Here is a 17,678-nt window from a genome sequence, read left to right on the forward strand (position 1 = left end):
CACCAGCTTCGCCTTCAGCTGATCGACGCTCAACGCGGTCTTCGCGCCGTACCGTTTCGCTTCCACGGCGATGGAAGGCCCGGCATCGGATGGACCGGTTCCCATGTCGATTCCACCCTGCGGCCCCGGCTTCACCAGGCTGAGGCGCCGACGGACGAGCTTCGCGACGGCGTCGCGCAGCAATCCCTCAAAACCCGTCTCTCCGGTTGCTCCGAGGTTGGTCAGGAAGTCCTGCAGCGGCTCAAGGGTGGCGGCAAGGTCGGGCATGGAAGGGAAAATCCAGTGGGGGCCAAGCATGCTCGTGTCAGTCGCCGGAAAACGCAAGAGTCGGCGAGCGCAATCACCGCGCGCTGTGCGGAGTTTGGTCTTTGAACGGGTTGCGGCACCCATGGCCCCGCGAATGGGTTGCGGCCCCAACCATCCTCACGCAGCAATCTTCATTCAAGGGAAAGGCAAGGCCATTGGCGTACAAAAAGAATGACACCGAATGCACAAGTATGCGATCCAGGACGACACGCCGATGCTCATACACCGATTTGACCGGTTAAATACCCAAAGGAGCAAGGATAAGATCGCTGACGAAGCTTCCAGAAAAGAAGAATGGAGGCGGGCCGGTTCTTCTTCGACGGATCGAAAGCCCCCGCTCTCGGAACACAGGAGGGACAGCATGCTGATACCCGCGCCGGACGCCGCTTCGGTCGAGCTTCGCTACGCGCCGCTGCTCCACCGGGACCGCTTCGCCCCCGCCTCCTGGCCGAGAGCGCCGTTCCACAAGGCCGCGGCGCGACCCGGATGGTGGGAGATCGACATCGGCGCGCTCGGCCTCGCCGATGGCGAGTACGAGTATGAATTCGTGCTCGACGGCGACGCCGATCATCCGGTGCCCGATCCCTTCGCCGAGGAGATCGTGCGCTTCGGCGGGTATCGCGGCCTGTTCCGCATCCGCGGCGGGCGGCGCTGGAGCGTTCCGTTCTCGTGGGACGATGAACTGCCGGACGGCCTGCGCCTGCCCGGCAACAACCGGATCGTGATCTACGAGATGCCGATGCGCTGGATGGCGTCGGCGGACGACGTCCGGCAGATCGGGCTGGGCACCTTCGAGCGGGCCATCTTCGAACGGCTGGACGAGCTGGCCGACCTCGGCGTCAACGCCATCGAGCTGCTGCCGGTGCAGGATTCGCCCGACACGCTCAATTGGGGGTACGGCACGCGCTTCTTCTTCGCCCCCGACATCGACATGGGCGGCCCCGTTGACCTGAAGCTGTTCGTCAAGCGCTGCCACCAGCGGGGCATCCGCGTCATTCTCGACGTGGTGATGAACCACGCGACCGGCTGCCCGCTGGAGCGGCTGGCCTTCGACTGGTACTTCCTGAACCGGCCGCAGGACGAGCCGGGGCGAGAGCACGACTGGGGCGGGCGCTGCTTCCGCTACCGGACGCCGGCACCCGACGGCAGCTTCGCCGCGCGCGAGTTCCATTACCGCATGGCGGACTTCTGGATCCGCGAGTACCGCATCGACGGCTTCCGCATCGACGAGTTCAAGGGCATCGACAACTGGGACTTCATCCGCGACTTCCGCAACCGGGCCTGGGCGTCGTTCCGCGCGGCGTTCCCGGACCGGCCCTTCATCGTCATCGCCGAGGATTCCTGGCGCCGGGCCAAGGCCGTGCACGACGGCGTGACCGACGCCATCTGGAACTTCGCGTGGCGCGACGAGGCGCGGCGGCTGCTGCGCGGCGGCATCGGCACCCGCTGGGGCGAGCCGTCGCGGCGGCGGCGCATCGAGGCGATGGTGCGCGGCGACGCCCTGTGGGACGACCTCGGGCGCGCCTTCCGCGACGGCTTTTCCGATCTGGCGCAGGCGGTGAACTACATCACCTCGCACGACGTGGAGAACGAGGGCGAACAGCGCTTCATGAACGAGGCGCTGGGCGGCCTGCTGCGCATCCGCGGCCTCGGCGACGGCTCGGTCGCCCCCGGCTCGGTGGCCCACGTGCGCCGGGTGCTGGCCGATCCGCAGCCCTCGCCGGAGGTGCGGGCCGCCGTCGCCGAGGCGTTCGACCGGGCGCGCGGCGGCTTCGCCCTGCTCATGACCTCGGTGGGCATCCCGATGCTTCTGGCCGGCGAGGAGTTCGCCGACGTCCACGATCTGGAGCACGGGGACTGGCGGCTCAAGATGTCCGATCCCGTTGACTGGAACCGCGCCCGCCTGCCGGCCCACGCGGCCTTCCGTGCGGCGGTGCGCGACCTGATCCGGCTGCGCACCGGGCACGAGGCCCTGCGGCGCAACGAGACCGCGTTCTTTCACGCCCACCCCCGGCTCGACGAGGACGACGGCCCCCGCGTGTTCGCCTATGCCCGCACGGCGGGCCGCCCCCTGGGGCACGACGGGCAGGTCGTCGTCATCGCCAACGCGGGCGCGCAGGATTTTCCGGTGTACGACCTGCCCTGGCCCTGGCCGGACGCCGGGCGCGTCCGGGAGCGCGGCGGCCCCGCCAACGGCGCGCCGATCCGCGTCCGTTCCCACGACGGCTGGGCCGGGCTGTCCCTCGCCCCCTTTCAGGTCCGCGTCTTCACGACGTAGAACCGCCCGCCGCCCGTCCCTCGCGGATCGCATCGCGGACGCCGGCCCCGGCGGGCCGCACCGGCCACGGCGCCCTGCTGCGCCCGCCGGCCCGGCGACGGCCCGCGTCCCGGCCCGCCCGATCCGGAACAGCGCCGGGCGGCCGGCCATTCACCCGGCGGCGCGCCCCGCCCCACCCGCGGAGGACCCGTCGCGGCGCGCGTCCGCAAGGCTCGCGGACGGCCCTGGTCCGGGGGATACGGACACCGCGCCCCCCAGAGGACCTCATCCGGAATCCGCCCCGCGCAATCCCGTGATGACCACCCGCGCGCCCGGTGCTATCCTCTCCCCCGCCGCCGCTGCCGCGCGAGCGGTCCGGTACCCGCCAAAACCCCGGACCCGCTCGCACAGCGAAGGCCGTTGATTTTCCAGGGTTCTTGGACAGCGTGAAGAACGAAACCGGATCGGCCAAGCGCCACACCCGATCCGAATCACGGACCGCTCGAATCCGTGGCCGTTTGTCGTTGTCGTTCAACGGGGTGCAACCCACCCTGTCTTCCCCGGTGAAATGCCGGGGCCTCATTGAAGCCTGGAGGGGCGTCAGCACCTCGCCCTCCGGTGTCCCGACCGTCTTCCCCGGTGAAATGCCGGGGCCTCATTGAAGCATGAAGCGCAGCTGCACCAGAGCGTCGCGCGGCGTCACGCAGTCTTCCCCGGTGAAATGCCGGGGCCTCATTGAAGCGCGTAGGCGTAGCGACCGACCAGCTGCATCATGTCGGGTCTTCCCGAGCCGAAATACTCGGGCCTCATTGAAGCGCGATCACCGTTGGCATCACGCGGCGGATGACCGGCAGTTCCTCCCGGGCAAAAATGCTCGGGCCTCATTGAAGCGTCGCGGCGTTCAGCAGGTCGGGGTCGGACAGCTTGACGTCTTCCCGAGCCGAAATGCTCGGGCCTTATTGAAGCCCGACCTGGACGAACAGGAGGGTGTAGGCGTCGTCGCCTTCCCGAGTGGAAACGCTCGGGCCTCATTGAAGCGTGGTGCTGCCCGACATCATGTCGGTCCTGATCTGGTCGGGGTCTTCCCGAGTGGAAACACTCGGGCCTCATTGAAGCGCAGATTTGCAGGAGGTTCAGCGGCATGGTCAGGCGTCTTCCCGAGCCGAAATGCTCGGGCCTCATTGAAGCCAGTTGCCGGAAGAGTGGCGACGCGAGCGGCGTGAACGGTCTTCCTGAGCCGAAATGCTCGGGCCTCATTGAAGCAACGTCATCTCCGGAGGGACGAGGCGAACGTCGTTCGCGGTCTTCCCGAGCCGAAATGCTCGGGCCTCATTGAAGTGCGGATCTGATCGCGCTCGATCCGAACCACTGGCGCCCCGTCTTCCCCGGTGAAATGCCGGGGCCTCATTGAAGCTCCGGCCGCCCCATCGCGGCCTCTATGATGGCCTCGGTCTTCCCCGGTGAAATGCCGGGGCCTCATTGAAGCGTGAAGGCGTTGGTGTCGGCGTTGCTCTCGTAGGCCGTCATCCCCGGTGAAATACTAGGGCCTCATTGAAGCGTAGTCGGTCGTCATGCTGCGGCCCTCACGTCGGTGTCTTCCCAAGTGGAAACGCTCGGGCTTTATTGAAACTCGCGGTGCTGGATGGGAAGCACAAGAATGTAGTAACCTTGTCTTCTCCAGCCGAAACACCAGGGCTTTATTGAAACACCTTCTCGATCTCGGTCGAGATGTCGATGGTCGATTCTTCCCGGGCAGAAACGCCCGGGCCTCATTGAAGCTCCCGTAGGTTGTTGTTAATCGTGAACTTGATGGCTTGTCTTCCCGAGCCGAAATGCTCGGGCCTTATTGAAGCAGCACATTCAGGGCATGACTGCTCAGCTTCCGCTTCCGCCTTCCCCGGTGAAATGCCGGGGCCTCATTGAAGCGTCTTCCACATGCTGGCGGCCATGGCGGAGTTTGAGCGCGTCTTCCCCGGTGAAACGCTGGGGCCTCATTGAAGCACGATCAGCGGGTAGCGCGGCTGAAGCTCCAGATCAGATCTTCCCCGGTGAATGCCGGGGCCTCATTGAAGCGTCAGCGCGTCCACCTGGGCGGAGAGGGCGTATTGGGTCCTCCCGAGCGGAAGCGCTCGGGCTTTATTGAAACTTGATGGCGATGCGGATCGACTCCTTCTGGGCGATCTCAGTCTTCCCGGGCGGAAACGCTCGGGCCTAATTGAAGCGCAAACTGGCGGGCGATCAGGGACTCCGCTTCGCCGTCGTCTTCCCCGGCGAAATGCCGGGGCCTCATTGAAGTCCGAAATGGGTGAAATCGTGCTCGAACATGCTGAGCAGACCGTCTTCCCGAGCCGAAATGCTCGGGCCTCATTGAAGCATCGCGAGCCAGATCGCACGGTTGATAAGATCGTGAGGTCTTTCCGAGCCGAAACGCTTGGGCTTTGGCCGGCACACACCTTGCGATACGTCATCCCCGCGAAGGCGGGGAACCAAAAAACTCCGCACGGTAGCACTGGTATGCCCTGGATTTCCGCCTTCGCGGGAATGACGGTGGACGGTGGTTTTCGAAGGAGAAACCGCTTTATCGGCCAATGCGACAGCCCCGGTGAGATGCCGGGGCCTCACCATACGACCCGCCCGGCCCCTCGCCTTGGGCGAAGAGCCGGGCGGTCTTTGTCGGTCAGGCGCGCGCGGCGACGCGTTCGGCGTCCTTGATGAGGCCCCAGGCGAGGTGTGCCTTTTCGGAGGCCTCCGGGGTGGGGCCGGTGAACAGGACGCCGGGTTCGGTGGCTTCCCAACTCCACAGCATCCACAGGCGCACGGTCAGGCCGGCGAGCGTGGTCGCGGGGATCGCCGCGATCTGGTTTTCCAGTTTCATCAGCCGCCCCATGAAACGGTCGTTCGCCCGGGTGTCCTCGCCAAAGTCGCGCGCCTCGTACCGGCGCAGCAGGTTCAGGTGCCGTTTGCCGAGGCGCAGAAGTTCCGCGTCCCCTTCTTCAGGCATAGGTGTGATAGTCTCGGAATCAGCCATGATCCGTAGCTCCGTAGCAGCTTGGGTTGTGGTCAGGCCGGGTGGGAGGCTCCTAACCCTCCCGCTCGGCCGCCTTGCTTGCGCGCACACACAATGGCATGTTTCGGGCCATTGATAAAGAGAAATGGCATGAAAAAGGCAATTCATCCCGCGCAACTTCGTGCCGCACGCGCATTGCTCGACTGGAGCCGCCCCAAATTGGCCGCCGCATCCGGCGCCACGGTGAGGACCATCGCACGTTATGAAGCGGCGGAGGGCGAGCCGCGCGATTCGACCACGGACGCCATCCGCAAGGCCCTCGAAGACGCGGGCGTCTTCTTCATCGACGATGACGAGGGCGACCTCGGCCCCGGCGTGCGGCTGCGCAGGAAGGCTATTGTTTAACCGCGACCAAAGGGCGCTTTACAGAACCGCGCGCTCGCCCATACCGTTCATCCCCCGGTGAACGGACACGCGCCCCGCGCACCGGCTGCGTCACGGCCAGGGCTTGCGCATGATCGATTTCGACTCCGCCTTCGAGGCCCTGACCGGCCATCGGCCCAACCGCTGGCAGCGGCGGCTGTTCGAGGGCTGGCTGGCGCGGGGCGACGTGCCGGACGCGCTCGACCTGCCGACCGGGCTCGGCAAGACCTCGGTCATGGCGTTGTGGCTGATCGCCCTTGCGAACCGGACATCCAACGGCGCGGCCCTGCCCCGGCGGCTGGTCTATGTGGTGGACCGCCGCGCCGTGGTCGATCAGGCGACGGCGCTCGCGAACCGGCTCGCCGACCGGCTGGCCGGACGCGCGGCGGACGCCCTCCCCGGCCTGCCCCCGCTCGCCGTCTCCACCCTGCGCGGGCGGCACGCCGACAACCGCCGCTGGCTGGAGGACCCGGCCGCCCCGGCCATCGTCGTCGGCACCATCGACATGATCGGCTCGCGCCTGCTGTTCGAGGGCTACGGCGTGTCGCGCGGGATGCGGCCCTTCCACGCCGGGCTGCTGGGCGCCGACAGCCTGTTCGTGCTGGACGAGGCGCACCTCTGCCCGCCCTTCGAGGCCCTGCTGTCCGCCGTCGCGCGCGAGACCGCGCGGGCCATCGCCGCAGACGGGGCCAGCGGCGACGGCGCGGCGCTGCCGCCCGTGCGCGTCCTCTCCCTGTCGGCGACGGGCCGCAACGAGGGCGGGCGGGTGTTCCGGCTGGAGGAGGCCGACCGCGACGGCTGGACCGCCCGGCGGCTGGACGCCGGCAAGCGGCTGACCATCGCCGGGGCCGGCGGCGCGCCCGGGGGCAAGGCGCTCGCCCCGGTGCTGGCCCCGGCGCTGGCCCAGGCGGCGCGCGGTCTCCACGCCACGGACCCCGCCGCGCGCCTGCTGGTCTTCGCCCACAGCCGCGCCGACGCCCTGAAGATCGCCGACGATCTGACCGGAAAAAACGGGCTGACCGGCAAGAACGGGCCGCCCGTCGAGACGCTGACCGGCGAGCGCCGCGTCTTCGAGCGCGACGCGCTGACCGCCTCCCTGACCGCGCTGGGCTTCCTGAAGGGCGAGGACGCGGAGCCCCCCGCCAGCCCCGCCGTGCTGGTGGCGACGGCGGCGGGCGAGGTCGGGATCGACCTGGACGCCGACCACATGGTCTGCGATCTGGTCACCGTGGAACGGATGATCCAGCGCCTGGGCCGCGTGAACCGGGCCGGCGGCGACGGGCGGGTCGCCCGCGTCACCGTGCTGGTCCCGCCCGACCTGGACGCCGACACCCGCGCCCGGCTGGAGGCGCCCCTGCGCGCCCTGCCCGTGCTGGACGACGATGATCGGGGCGGCAGCCTGGACGCCAGCCCGCGCGCCCTGCTGGCCCTGCGCGCCGCGCATCCCGGCTTGGTCCGCGCCGCCACCGCGCCGGCCCCGCTGCACCCGCCGCTCGACCGCGCGACGGTGGAGGCCTGGGCGATGACCGCGCTGGAGGAGCATCCCGGCCGCCCCGCCCCCGCGCCCTGGCTGCGCGGCTGGGTGGAGGGGGAGGAGCCCACGGCGACCCTGCTCTGGCGCCGGCACCTGCCCTGGCGCGACGGCGCGCCGCCCGCCGAGGCGGAGATGGAGGCCTTCTTCGCCGCCGCCCCGCCCCACCTGCGCGAGGGGGTGGAGGCGCCGCTGGACCGCATCCGCCGCCTGCTCGCCGCCCGGCTGAAGGCCGCCCGCCTGCCGGACGAGTCGTTGGCCCTGGTGCTGCTGTCCGCCGCCCGCGCGGTCAAGGGCGTCTTCACCGCGCGCGATCTGGCCGCCGAACTCGACCGCAAGAAGGGCCGGATGGCCGAGGGCGACCTGATCGTCGCCTCCGCCGCGCTGGGCGGCCTGTCCGCCTCCGGCCATCTGGACGAGAAGGCGGACGCCGACGCCCTGCCCGGCACGCTGGATGAAGGCTGGGACGAGGACGTGCTGGCCGACATCGGCTACCGCGTCACCGGCCCCGGCGAGGCCGACCCCGGTGGGGACTGGAAGCCCGCCCACCGCTTCGCCCTGCGCCGCGACCCCGACGAGGACGAGGCGGACGCGCCGGCCCTGTCCGTGTGGACCCTGCGCCGTCCGGGCGGCGGCTCCCGCCGGGGCGACCCGGCCATCGCGCGCCGGGCGCAGAGCCTCAAGGAGCACCACGGCTGGACCGAGGTGGAGGCCCAACGCATCGCCGACGCCCTGTGGAGCACCGCCGCCCCCGCGAACCGGGAGCGCTGGACCCGCATCCTGACCACGGCGGCCCGCCTGCACGACCTGGGCAAGGACCGCGCGCTGTGGCAGACCGCCATGGCGGCACCGCGCGCGGGCCGCCCCTTCGCCAAGACCGAGGGCGGCGGCAACCCGCGCCTGCTCGCCGGCTACCGGCACGAGTTCGGCTCGCTGGGCGACGCGGCGGTGCTGCTCGACCTGCCGGCGGACGAGCGCGATCTGGTGCTGCACCTGATCGCCGCGCACCACGGCCACGCCCGCCCGGCGATCCCGCCGATCGACCCCCACCCCGACCGCTCGCCCACGGCCAACGCGGCGCTGGCGGCGGAGGCCGCCCTGCGCTTCGCCCGGCTGCAACGGCGGCTCGGCCCCTGGGCGCTGGCCGGGTGGGAGGCGCTGCTGCGCGCCGCCGACCAGCGCGCCTCCCGCCGCCTGGACGAGGGGGACGCCTGATGGCCGAAGCGACCATCCCCGTGGACCTGCGCAACCCCGGACAGGTCTTCGCCTGCCTGGGCCTGATGGAAGCGGCGGAGATCCTGTGCGGCCCCGCCGAGGGCGGCTGCGTCTGGACCGGGCGGGAGACGCGCGCCCGTTTCCGCCTGTCGGTGGACGGCCCGGACGACCCCGTGCTGGCGGCCCTGCGTTTCCTCTCCCGCGCCGAGGTGCGGGCGCTCGCCCCCGCCGGGTCCGGCCTCGCCGCCAAGGAGCCGGGCGTGGCGACCCTGCCCGTGGAGGGCGGCGTCTTCCCCTGCCCGCGCCCCGACACGCCCAGCGCGCTGCCCGCCCTGCTGGTGGACGCGGACGGCGCCGCGATCCCGCTCGGCCACTGGGCGGACGTTCCGGCCTCGGGGCGCGACAACCTGAAGTTCTGGGCCGGGGCCGGCGGCTATTCCGGGGCGGCGCTGACGCGCGACGCGCTGGACCTCGTCCGGCTCGGCGGCAACGCGCTGGCCGACGCCGCGCGCGATCCCTTCGCCCTGTCCGCCCCGCAGAGCAGCAGCTTCCGCTTCGACTGGCGGCGCGACTACACCGCGCTCGACGTCGGCTTCTCGCCCAACGAGCACGGCGCCATCCGCATGGTCGGCTACCCGCTGGTCGAGCTGCTGGCCGCCATCGGCCTGCAACACGCCCGCCCGCAGCGCCTGGAGAAGCTGCACTACCGCTACGCCGTGTCCTCCGCCCGGCTGCCGACGCTGCTGGCGCGGGCGGTGCTGGGCGGCCAAACCATGGGCTTTCCCGCCCGCCTCTTTTCCATGCGCCTCGGCTGGCCCGGCCAGGAGGGGCAGGCCCGCTGCATTCTCGACGCCCAGGAGGAGTCATCCCCATGACCGACGCCGCCGCCATCACCCCGACCCCCGACCTCCTCGACGGCTGGGCCGACGACCTGCTGCGCGGGCCGGTGGCGCTGCACCTCAAGCAGCGGCTTCTCCCGGTGGAGGGCGAGGGCGCGGTGATCTTCCCGCCGACCTACGCCGACGACAAGCATCCCTACTGCATCGACACGCTGTCCGACGGCACCAGGGTGGCGCAGATCGACAGCGTCGGCTCGCAGGCCAACCGCATGGAGCCGCTGTTCAAGCGCGCACCATCCGGCCAGCCGGAAAACCCCTTGGCGTCCCTCGTCCCGCAGGTGGAGATATCCATCGGCAACGAGCGCACCGTGTCGATCCTGGACGCCGGCCACAGGCTGGGCGACGCGCTGGTGCGCAGCTCCGACCTCGCGGAGGAGGCGCACAAGGCCTTCCGCATCTACCACGACGACGGCGACGCCGGCCCCATCGCCCGGCTCGCCCCGACCTCGCTGATCTTCGGCGCCTGGGACAGCCGCGACACGCAGGCCAAGCTGCCGCGCGTGGTGCAGTCGGTGATCCGGGCCTGGGACGTGAACGTGCTGACCCGCTCGGCCCAGTACAGCCCGCCGGTGGACTACGCCGCACTCGACCTGTTCAGCGAGGACGAGAAGAGGAAGGCGGAGAACAACAACAAGTCCCCGCTGGCCCAGCGCGGCTTCGTCCCCGTCCCCTCCACCGGCGCGCCGGGCGGCGTGGTGGCGCGCGGCGGCGTGTTCCGCGACGTGACGGTGAACCTCGTGGCGCTGCGCCAGCTCGGCGGCGAGAACGGGGCGGCGTTGCGCCGTTACGCGCTGGGCCTCGCGCTGGTGGCGGCGACGGCGGACCAGGACGGCTTCCTGCGCCAGGGCTGCCTGCTGACCCCCGACCCCGGCGCGCCCGCCACCTGGACCGTGGTCCAGCGCAACGGCCAGCGCACCCTCGTCGCCCTGACCTTCGAGGCGGCGCTGGACTACGCCCGCGACGCCGCGCGGCGCTTCGGCGTCGGCCCCGACCGCCGCGCCGTCTTCGCCAAGGACCGCGCCGAGGCCGACCTGAAGGCCAAGGCGTGACGGAGCCCCCCGCCATGCCCACCGGCGCCCTGCTGATCGAGGTCCGCCTGCTGACCGGGCGCTATCACGGGTCCGGGGACTGGCCGCCGTCCCCCTTCCGCCTGTTCCAGGCGCTGGTGGCCGGGGCCTACGGCGGCCGCTGGGCCGGCGAGGACCGCACGGACAAGGACCGGGCCGACAAGGACGCCGCCTTCCGCTGGCTGGAGAGCCTGCCGCCGCCGCTGATCGCGGCACCCGCGCGCCGGCCGGGCCGGGCGGTGGTGCATTACGTGCCGAACAACGACCTGGACGCCAAGGCCGGCGACCCCCGCCGCACGTCGGAGATCCGCGCGCCCAAGCGCCGCCAGCCCTCCATTCTGGAGGACGACCACCCCATCCTCTACCTCTGGCCCGTCGCGGAGCCCTCGCCCCACGCCGCCCGCATCGCCGCGCTGGCGGAGCGGCTGCACACGCTGGGCCACGGCATCGACGCCGCCAGCGCGCGGGCCGAGCTGACCGGCTGGCCCGCCGCCGAGGCCCGCCTTGCCGCCCATGGCGGCGCGGTCTTCCGCCCCTCCGGCCAGCTTGGCGGTGACGGCGACCCGCTGTGCCCGGTGCCCGGCTCGCTGGACAGCCTGCACGCCCGCCACGCCGCGCGGTCCTGTCAGTTCCAGGCGCAGGGCCGGGGCCGCAACCGCGTCGTGGAGTTCCGCCGCCCGGCCAAGCCCGACTGCGCGCCGGTGGCCTACGCCGCCCCGCCGCAGCGCCTGCTGTTCGACCTGCGCGACGCGGAGAGCGCCGCCTTCGCCCCCTGGCCGCTGGCCCGCGCTGCCGCTCTGACCGCCACGGCGCGCGACGCCGCGGCCGCCCGCCTGACCCGCGCCCTGCCCGCCGAGTCCGCGCGCGTCGAGCGCCTTCTGGTCGGCCACGGCGCCGGGGAGGCGGACAAGGCCCAGCGCCCGCGCATCCTGCCCCTGCCCTCGCTCGGCCACGCCCACACCGACCCGGCGATCCGCCGTCTGCTGGTCGAGGCGCCGCCGGGCTGCCCGCTCGATGCGCGCGACCTCGCCTGGGCCTTCACCGGCCTGCCCCTGGTCATCGACGGGGATGGCGTGGTGGCCGCGCACCTCGTCCCCGCCGACGACCGCTCCATGCTGCGCCATTACGGCGTTACGGTGTCGGGACTGGTGTCGGAAACCGGTTCGCGCCTGTGGCGCACGGTCACCCCCGTGGCCCTGCCGTCCCCCCGCCCCTCCGGCCCCATCGCCGGCCCCATTTCCGGCACGGCCCGCGCCGCCGCCGAGGCGCAGGCCGCGTCGGCGCTGCGCCAGGCCCTGCGCCACGCCGGCATCGCGGCGCCGGTGAGCGCCCTGCGCGTCCGGCGCGATCCCTGGAGCCGTCATGGCGAGCGCGCCGGCTCCTTCGCCGAGGGCACGCGCTTCGCCGCCGCCCGCCTGTGGCACGCCGAGATCCGCTTCGCCGTTCCCGTCGCCGGGCCGCTGGCGGTGGGCGACGGGCGTTACCAGGGCCTCGGCCTGTTCGCCCCGGTGGCGGAGCAGCCGCCGGACCGCGTGGACTACGCCGTCGCCCCGGACACCCGCCCCGCCGCCGCGCAGGCCGGCGTGGTGGTGGAGGCGCTGCGCCGCGCGCTGATGAGCCTCGCCCGCGACACCGGGGGCGGAGCGGTTCCGACCCTGTTCTCCGGCCACGAGACGGATTCCGGCCCGGCCCGTTCGGGGCGGCACCGCCATCTGTTCCTGCTGGCGGAGGACCGCGACGGCGACGGCCGGCTGGACCGGCTGACCGCCTGGGCACCCTGGCGGGTGGACCGTTCCTGGACGCCCACGGCGGCGGAGCGGCGGGACTTCGCCCGCGTGACCGGCGCCCTGTCGGTGCTGCGCGCCGGGTCCGCCGGAGTGCTGCGCCTCACGCCCCTGCCCGCCGCCCCCGGCGCCGAAGACGAGGCCGATCCGGCGGCGCGCGTCTGGGTCAGCCGCACGCCCTACCGCCCGACCCGCCACCCCAAGCGCAAGGACGCCGCCGCGTCCGCCATCGCCGAGGACCTGCGCCTGGAATGCCGCCGCCGGGGCCTGCCCGACCCGGAGGCCGAGGTGACCCGTTTCCTGACCGCGCCCGGCGGCGGCCTCGCGGTGGAGGCGCGCCTGACCTTCGCGGTGGCGGTGCGCGGCCCGATCCTTCTCGGCCGCGACGCCCACGCCGGCGGCGGCCTCTTCGTCCCCGATCTCCCCTGATCCCCCTCCGCCAGCCCGCCCCCGACCAGAAGGTTTCTTGAGCCGCCAACCACAGTCCCCAAGCATCCCCCGCGAAGGCGCACAGGTGCTGACTTAAGCAGATCCAGGCATGTCCGGGAGGCAACCGCCTTCCCCAAACGTCATCCCCGCGAAGGCTCATAGGCGCTGACTCAAGGCCCCTTAGGACACACCCAAGTTTCCAACCACCCCTCCATCGTCATTCCCGCGAAGGCGGGAATCCAGGCCATACAAGCACTTGTGTGGGGAGTTTCTGGATCCCCACCCAAGCACCTGTTCGCCCTGAAGTCCCGCCCCTCACACCGGAAAGACCAGCACTGACGGCATCAAGCGGACCGAATCCACCGGGAGCCGTCACGGGAACGCCAACGGACGGTTCTTTCCACACGGCACCCGCGCCAACCGCCCGATGCGAAGGCCCCGCCCCCGACGCAATCCCGTGATGACCACCCGCGCGCCCAATGCTATCCTCTCCCCCGCCGCCGCTGCCGCGCGAGCGGTCCGGTGCCCGCCAAAACCCCGGACCCGCTCGCACAGCGAAGGCCGTTGATTTTCCAGGGTTCTTGGACAGCGTGAAGAACGAAACCGGATCGGCCAGGCGCCACACCCGATCCGAATCACGGACCGCTCGAATCCGTGGCCGTTTGTCGTTGTCGTTCAACGGGGTGCAACTCACCCTGTCTTCCCCGGCGAAATGCCGGGGCCTCATTGAAGCAGCTTGCCGAGGTCGTTGAACAGCAGCGCCCAGCACTAGGTCTTCCCGAGTGGAAACGCTCGGGCCTCATTGAAGCGTGACGAACGGGATCTCACGGCTGTTCAGGTAGGCGCGGCATCTTCCCGAGTGGAAACGCTCGGGCTTTATTGAAGCGCCACGCGAATATTTCCGTTTGTGCGCTGATGACTTGCAGTTTCCCGGGCGGAAACGCCCGGGCTTTATTGAAACCACTTGGCCTTCAGCCAGGCGACGAACTTGTTCCAGGTCTTCCCGGACGGAAGTGCCCGGGCTTTATTGAAACGTGCAGCCGATCCAGAGTTTGAACGTGTGGTCGGTTGTCTTCCCGGGCTGAAACGCTCGGGCCTCATTGAAGTTGAGCAGATTGATCGATACTACTGGTTTTCTCCGAAGTGTCTTCCCGAGTGGAAACGCTCGGGCCTCATTGAAACTAGGCTTTTGGGTACTGCACCTGCTCGGCAACGATGGTCTTCCCGAGCCGAAACGCTCGGGCTTCATTGAAGCACTTCGTGCTGTGACTTGCCACAGAACGAGCAGTACAGCGTCTTCCCGAGCCGAGATGCTCGGGCCTCATTGAAGCGCCTCGCGGGTGAAGGCTGCCCGCCCCGCCGAGTCCAGATCTTCCCCGGTGAAATGCCGGGGCCTCATTGAAGCGTGGTAAGGAACAGCACGCCTTGGTGGTACTCGAGCAGACGTCTTCCCGAGTGGAAACGCTCGGGCCTCATTGAAGCAAAGGTTGGCAAGGGCAGGAGGCGGTCCAGACGGGGCGTCTTCCCGAGCCGAAATGCTCGGGCCTCATTGAAGCTGAACGAACGTGTCTTCCGGGAATTCTTGGTCGATGAAAGTCTTCCCGAGTGGAAACGCTCGGGCCTCATTGAAGCATGTTCATCATTCGGCGGGATCGTTTCCAGAGGGCTCGCGTCTTCCCCGGTGAAATGCTGGGGCCTTATTGAAGCATCTGGGCGAAGCCCATGTAGACGTCGATGAACTTGGTTTTCCTGGGCAGAAATGCTCGGGCCTCATTGAAGCAGGCTCATCAGGTAGGCGTGAACGCTTTCGCGGACGGCGTCTTCCCCGGTGAAATGCCGGGGCCTCATTGAAGCTTGTCAGCCATGGCGCGCGCCCTCCTGCTGGGTGGTGGGCATCTTCCCCGGTGAATGCCGGGGCCTCATTGAAGCTACTGGCGCAGGCCCTCGTCCAACTTGGCCTTCGGCGTCTTCCCGAGCGGAAACGCTTTGGGCCTCATTGAAGCAGGAAGTCCATGACCTGCATGTCACCGAACAGTTCGCCGTCTTCCCCGGTGAAATGCTGGGGCCTCATTGAAGCACTTGCTGCGGGTTTTCGTTGTGCTGCTTGAACTTAAAGCCTTCCCCGGTGAAACGCCGGGGCCTCATTGAAGCGCCGTACGCGACGGTGAACTTCTTCGCGAGGATTGGGTCTTCCCCGGCGAAATGCCGGGGCCTCACCATACGACCCGCCCGGCCCCTCGCCTCGGGCGAAGAGCCGGGCGGTCCTCCGTTCGTCAGGTTCGCGCGGCGACGCGCTCTGCGTCCTGGATGAGGCCCCAGGCGAGGTGTTCCTTTTCGGAGGCCTCCGGGGTGGGGCCGGTGAACAGGACGCCGGGTTCGGTGGCTTCCCAGTTCCACAGCACCCACAGGCGCACGGTCAGGCCGGCGAGCGTGGTCGCGGGGATCGCCGCGATCTGGTTTTCCAGTTTCATCAGCCGCCCCATGAAACGGTCGTTCGCCCGGGTGTCCTCGCCAAAGTCGCGCGCCTCGTACCGGCGCAGCAGGTTCAGGTGCCGCTTGCCGAGGCGCAGAAGTTCCGCGTCCCCTTCTTCGGGCACAGCTGTGGTAATCTCGGAATCAGCCATGATCCGTAGCTCCCATAAGCTCGGGTTGTGGTCAGGCCGGGCCGGGAGGTGCGAACTCCCGGTTCGGTTGCTATTCAAAGCTAGTGACAACCACTATACTCCACCGAACAATTCGGTCAACTAGTTCCTAGTGGAGTATAGTGATGGTCAAGGCGCAGCCAACCAGCGTCACGCTGGCGCCGGACGTGAAGGAAGCCCTTACCAAGGCGGCCAAGGACGATGATCGTTCGGTGTCGTCGCTGGTCGAACGTGTCCTGAGAAACTGGCTGATCGAACAGGGCTATTTGCAGAAGCCGGAGAAATGAACCGACCGGAAGCGAACTGCTAAAATTCGCATGCTCACACCTGCCACGGGTTGACAACCGTCACCCCGCAATCCAGGAAGTCCACCACGTTTCGGGTCGCCAGCGTGGCCCCATGCACCCGGGCGATGGCCGCGATCTGGGCGTCGAAGGTCCCTGTCGGACGGCCCGCGCGGCGGCGGCCCGCCGCGATGGGCGCGAAGGCTTCCGCCGCCGCGCCGTCGAACGGCAGGATTCGTCCGGCGAAATCCTCGGCGAACATCTGACCCGCAACGGCCAACAGATCGCCGCGCCGCCGCCCCTCGGGCAGGAGGGCGAGGCCGAACAGGATTTCGGCCTGGGTGATCGTCGTGGTGAACAGGCCCGTCGCGGGTCGACCCGCGACCCAACGCAGAACCTCGGCGGAGGGGGCGGGCCGCATCAGCTCCGACAGCACGTTGGTGTCCAGGATGACCATGACCGGGACGCCGGTCACTCAAAACCCGGTGGATCGCGCAACGGCTCGCGCGCCACGTCCGGCACCTCGACACCGCCGAACGGCTGGAAACGGCGCCGGATCGCGTCGGCCAGATTTCCGGCCGGCTCGGGCTGTTCGGTCAGGGCGGCGCTCAGGATCCGATGCGCCTCCTCCTCCACGGAATGGCCATGATGGGCCGCCCGAACCGACAGCCGTTGCACCAACGGTTCGTCCAGATTCCGGATGGTGATGCTGCCCATGGTCACTCCCAGTCCGCGTCCATGATGATGGTAAGGCGTGAACACCTCGGCATCAAGGAATGCGGCACGCTTTCAAGGACAACCAGCCCTCACGTTCTTGCTTCGTTCGAGCCGCCGGCCTATCCTTCGACCGTCACCAGCCGAACCGCGTCCGCGCCCCATGCGACATATCGGAAAATATGTCGCACAATGTTGCACGCTCTGCGTCATGCGCATGGCGGGCGGTTTTGTTCGTGTTCAAATCGTTGTGCAGTCCGTACACAACGGCGGCACACAAACGGTCCCGCGAAACGGGTTGAACGGACACGGAAAAAGGCGGCTTCTCGCCATTGTGCAGATTTGAGAACCGGCCAAATCTGCACAACGGTGCACAATTCGCGGTATGCGCCGGGCGCATGGCGAACGCCGGGCGGTGCCGGCCCTACCGGGGTGTGCGCTGCTGCGAGCGCAGCACGCCGCCGGCTGGGCGTCGCACCGCCCGGTGTGCCGCAACCTCACGGTCTCCGGCCGGCGCACCAGCATGGCCCTGGAGCCGGGCTACTGGGACGGCCTGCGGGACATCTGCGCCCGCGAGGGCATGACCCTGAACGAGCTGTGCACGGCCATCGACCAGCGGCGCGGCTCCGCCCGGCTGACCGCGTCCGTGCGGGTGTTCGTCGTCACCTATTTCCGCTGCGCCACCCCGCCTCCGGAGAGGGAGCTTTCGCCCGTGCTGCGCGCCGCCATTCAGGATGTCGGCTGATGCGGGGGATCGGACTTTGCATTCTCCTGCTGGCGCTGGCCGCCCCCGCCGCCGCGCGGGATGTGATCCGGGGCACCGTGGAGGCGGTGCCGGACGGCGGCACCGTGATCGTCGCCGGCACCCGCATCCGCCTGTGGGGCATCCGCGCCCTGGGGTTGGAGCAAAGCTGCGCCGACGCTGATGGCCGCCCTTATCCCTGTGGCCGGCTGGCGGCCCTGGCGCTGGACCGGCGGGCCCGTGGCCGCACCGTGGAGTGCCAGGTCTCCTCCGCCCGGACGGAAGGCGTCTTGGTGGCGCAATGCCTGTCCGGGTCCATCGACGTCGCCGATCTCCAGGTTCTGTCCGGCCTCGCCCTCGACCATCCGGCCAGCAGCG

The 17,678-nt window shown here is 69.8% G+C and carries 12 protein-coding genes; 8 read left to right on the top strand and 4 right to left on the bottom strand.

Going from position 1 to position 17,678, the window contains the following annotated elements:
* The first annotated feature begins 667 nt into the window (after positions 1-667).
* The gene (locus J2852_RS00125) at positions 668-2,584 is read left to right on the top strand and encodes an alpha-amylase family glycosyl hydrolase (protein ID WP_209869119.1); all 1,917 of its coding nucleotides are present in this window, start codon (positions 668-670) and stop codon (positions 2,582-2,584) included.
* Between the two features lie 2,656 nt (positions 2,585-5,240).
* Here J2852_RS00125 and J2852_RS00130 read toward each other — a convergent pair.
* Positions 5,241-5,564 (bottom strand): hypothetical protein, encoded by a 324-nt coding sequence (locus J2852_RS00130; RefSeq protein ID WP_209869122.1) that lies wholly within the window; start codon positions 5,562-5,564, stop codon positions 5,241-5,243.
* A gap of 156 nt (positions 5,565-5,720) precedes the next feature.
* Between J2852_RS00130 and J2852_RS00135 the strand changes: the two genes are divergently transcribed.
* The 5 genes from J2852_RS00135 (at position 5,721) to csb2 (ending at position 12,918) form a co-directional block, all read left to right on the top strand.
* Positions 5,721-5,975 (top strand): helix-turn-helix domain-containing protein, encoded by a 255-nt coding sequence (locus J2852_RS00135; RefSeq protein WP_209869125.1) that lies wholly within the window; start codon positions 5,721-5,723, stop codon positions 5,973-5,975.
* A gap of 109 nt (positions 5,976-6,084) precedes the next feature.
* On the top strand, positions 6,085-8,739 hold the full coding sequence (gene cas3g, locus J2852_RS00140; protein WP_209869128.1) for a type I-G CRISPR-associated helicase/endonuclease Cas3g: 2,655 nt from the start codon (positions 6,085-6,087) through the stop codon (positions 8,737-8,739).
* Positions 8,739-9,614: a type I-G CRISPR-associated protein Cas8g2 gene (gene cas8g2 / locus J2852_RS00145; RefSeq protein ID WP_209869130.1), complete on the top strand. Its 876-nt coding sequence runs from the start codon at positions 8,739-8,741 to the stop codon at positions 9,612-9,614. The genes cas3g and cas8g2 overlap by 1 nt, the downstream gene beginning before the upstream one ends.
* Positions 9,611-10,687 carry a type I-G CRISPR-associated RAMP protein Csb1/Cas7g gene (gene cas7g, locus J2852_RS00150; protein ID WP_209869133.1) on the top strand — a complete coding sequence of 359 codons (1,077 nt, stop codon included), beginning with the start codon at positions 9,611-9,613 and terminating at the stop codon, positions 10,685-10,687. The genes cas8g2 and cas7g overlap by 4 nt, the downstream gene beginning before the upstream one ends.
* 14 nt (positions 10,688-10,701) lie before the next feature.
* A complete protein-coding gene (csb2, locus tag J2852_RS00155; protein ID WP_209869134.1) occupies positions 10,702-12,918 on the top strand; it encodes a type I-G CRISPR-associated protein Csb2 in 2,217 nt (738 codons plus the stop codon).
* Positions 12,919-15,191: 2,273 nt separating this feature from the next.
* On the opposite strand, the gene J2852_RS00165 is transcribed toward csb2, so the two are convergent.
* Positions 15,192-15,542, bottom strand: coding sequence for a hypothetical protein (locus J2852_RS00165; RefSeq protein WP_209869137.1), 351 nt, complete (start codon positions 15,540-15,542; stop codon positions 15,192-15,194).
* 143 nt (positions 15,543-15,685) lie between these two features.
* Between J2852_RS00165 and J2852_RS00170 the strand changes: the two genes are divergently transcribed.
* Positions 15,686-15,847 (top strand): ribbon-helix-helix domain-containing protein, encoded by a 162-nt coding sequence (locus J2852_RS00170; protein WP_209869140.1) that lies wholly within the window; start codon positions 15,686-15,688, stop codon positions 15,845-15,847.
* Positions 15,848-15,881: 34 nt separating this feature from the next.
* On the opposite strand, the gene J2852_RS00175 is transcribed toward J2852_RS00170, so the two are convergent.
* Both J2852_RS00175 and J2852_RS00180 read right to left on the bottom strand, forming a co-directional pair.
* On the bottom strand, positions 15,882-16,301 hold the full coding sequence (locus J2852_RS00175) for a type II toxin-antitoxin system VapC family toxin (protein ID WP_209869143.1): 420 nt from the start codon (positions 16,299-16,301) through the stop codon (positions 15,882-15,884).
* A gap of 14 nt (positions 16,302-16,315) precedes the next feature.
* Positions 16,316-16,561: a FitA-like ribbon-helix-helix domain-containing protein gene (locus J2852_RS00180; protein WP_209869146.1), complete on the bottom strand. Its 246-nt coding sequence runs from the start codon at positions 16,559-16,561 to the stop codon at positions 16,316-16,318.
* A gap of 382 nt (positions 16,562-16,943) precedes the next feature.
* Between J2852_RS00180 and J2852_RS00185 the strand changes: the two genes are divergently transcribed.
* Entirely contained in the window at positions 16,944-17,303 is a 360-nt protein-coding gene (locus J2852_RS00185) for a ribbon-helix-helix domain-containing protein (RefSeq protein WP_209869149.1), read from the top strand.
* Positions 17,304-17,678 lie beyond the last annotated feature (375 nt).

Source organism: Azospirillum soli, assembly GCF_017876165.1.
Lineage (GTDB): Bacteria > Pseudomonadota > Alphaproteobacteria > Azospirillales > Azospirillaceae > Azospirillum > Azospirillum soli.

Bases quoted from the DNA above. Each gene is read 5' to 3' on its own strand.
- J2852_RS00135 (WP_209869125.1), top strand. From the start codon at position 5,721: ATGAAAAAGGCAATTCATCCCGCGCAACTTCGTGCCGCACGCGCATTG.
- J2852_RS00130 (WP_209869122.1), bottom strand. From the start codon at position 5,564: ATGCCTGAAGAAGGGGACGCGGAACTTCTGCGCCTCGGCAAACGGCAC.
- J2852_RS00165 (WP_209869137.1), bottom strand. From the start codon at position 15,542: ATGGCTGATTCCGAGATTACCACAGCTGTGCCCGAAGAAGGGGACGCG.
- J2852_RS00125 (WP_209869119.1), top strand. From the start codon at position 668: ATGCTGATACCCGCGCCGGACGCCGCTTCGGTCGAGCTTCGCTACGCG.
- J2852_RS00170 (WP_209869140.1), top strand. From the start codon at position 15,686: ATGGTCAAGGCGCAGCCAACCAGCGTCACGCTGGCGCCGGACGTGAAG.
- J2852_RS00175 (WP_209869143.1), bottom strand. From the start codon at position 16,301: ATGGTCATCCTGGACACCAACGTGCTGTCGGAGCTGATGCGGCCCGCC.
- J2852_RS00180 (WP_209869146.1), bottom strand. From the start codon at position 16,561: ATGGGCAGCATCACCATCCGGAATCTGGACGAACCGTTGGTGCAACGG.
- cas7g (WP_209869133.1), top strand. From the start codon at position 9,611: ATGACCGACGCCGCCGCCATCACCCCGACCCCCGACCTCCTCGACGGC.
- J2852_RS00185 (WP_209869149.1), top strand. From the start codon at position 16,944: ATGCGCCGGGCGCATGGCGAACGCCGGGCGGTGCCGGCCCTACCGGGG.
- cas8g2 (WP_209869130.1), top strand. From the start codon at position 8,739: ATGGCCGAAGCGACCATCCCCGTGGACCTGCGCAACCCCGGACAGGTC.
- cas3g (WP_209869128.1), top strand. From the start codon at position 6,085: ATGATCGATTTCGACTCCGCCTTCGAGGCCCTGACCGGCCATCGGCCC.
- csb2 (WP_209869134.1), top strand. From the start codon at position 10,702: ATGCCCACCGGCGCCCTGCTGATCGAGGTCCGCCTGCTGACCGGGCGC.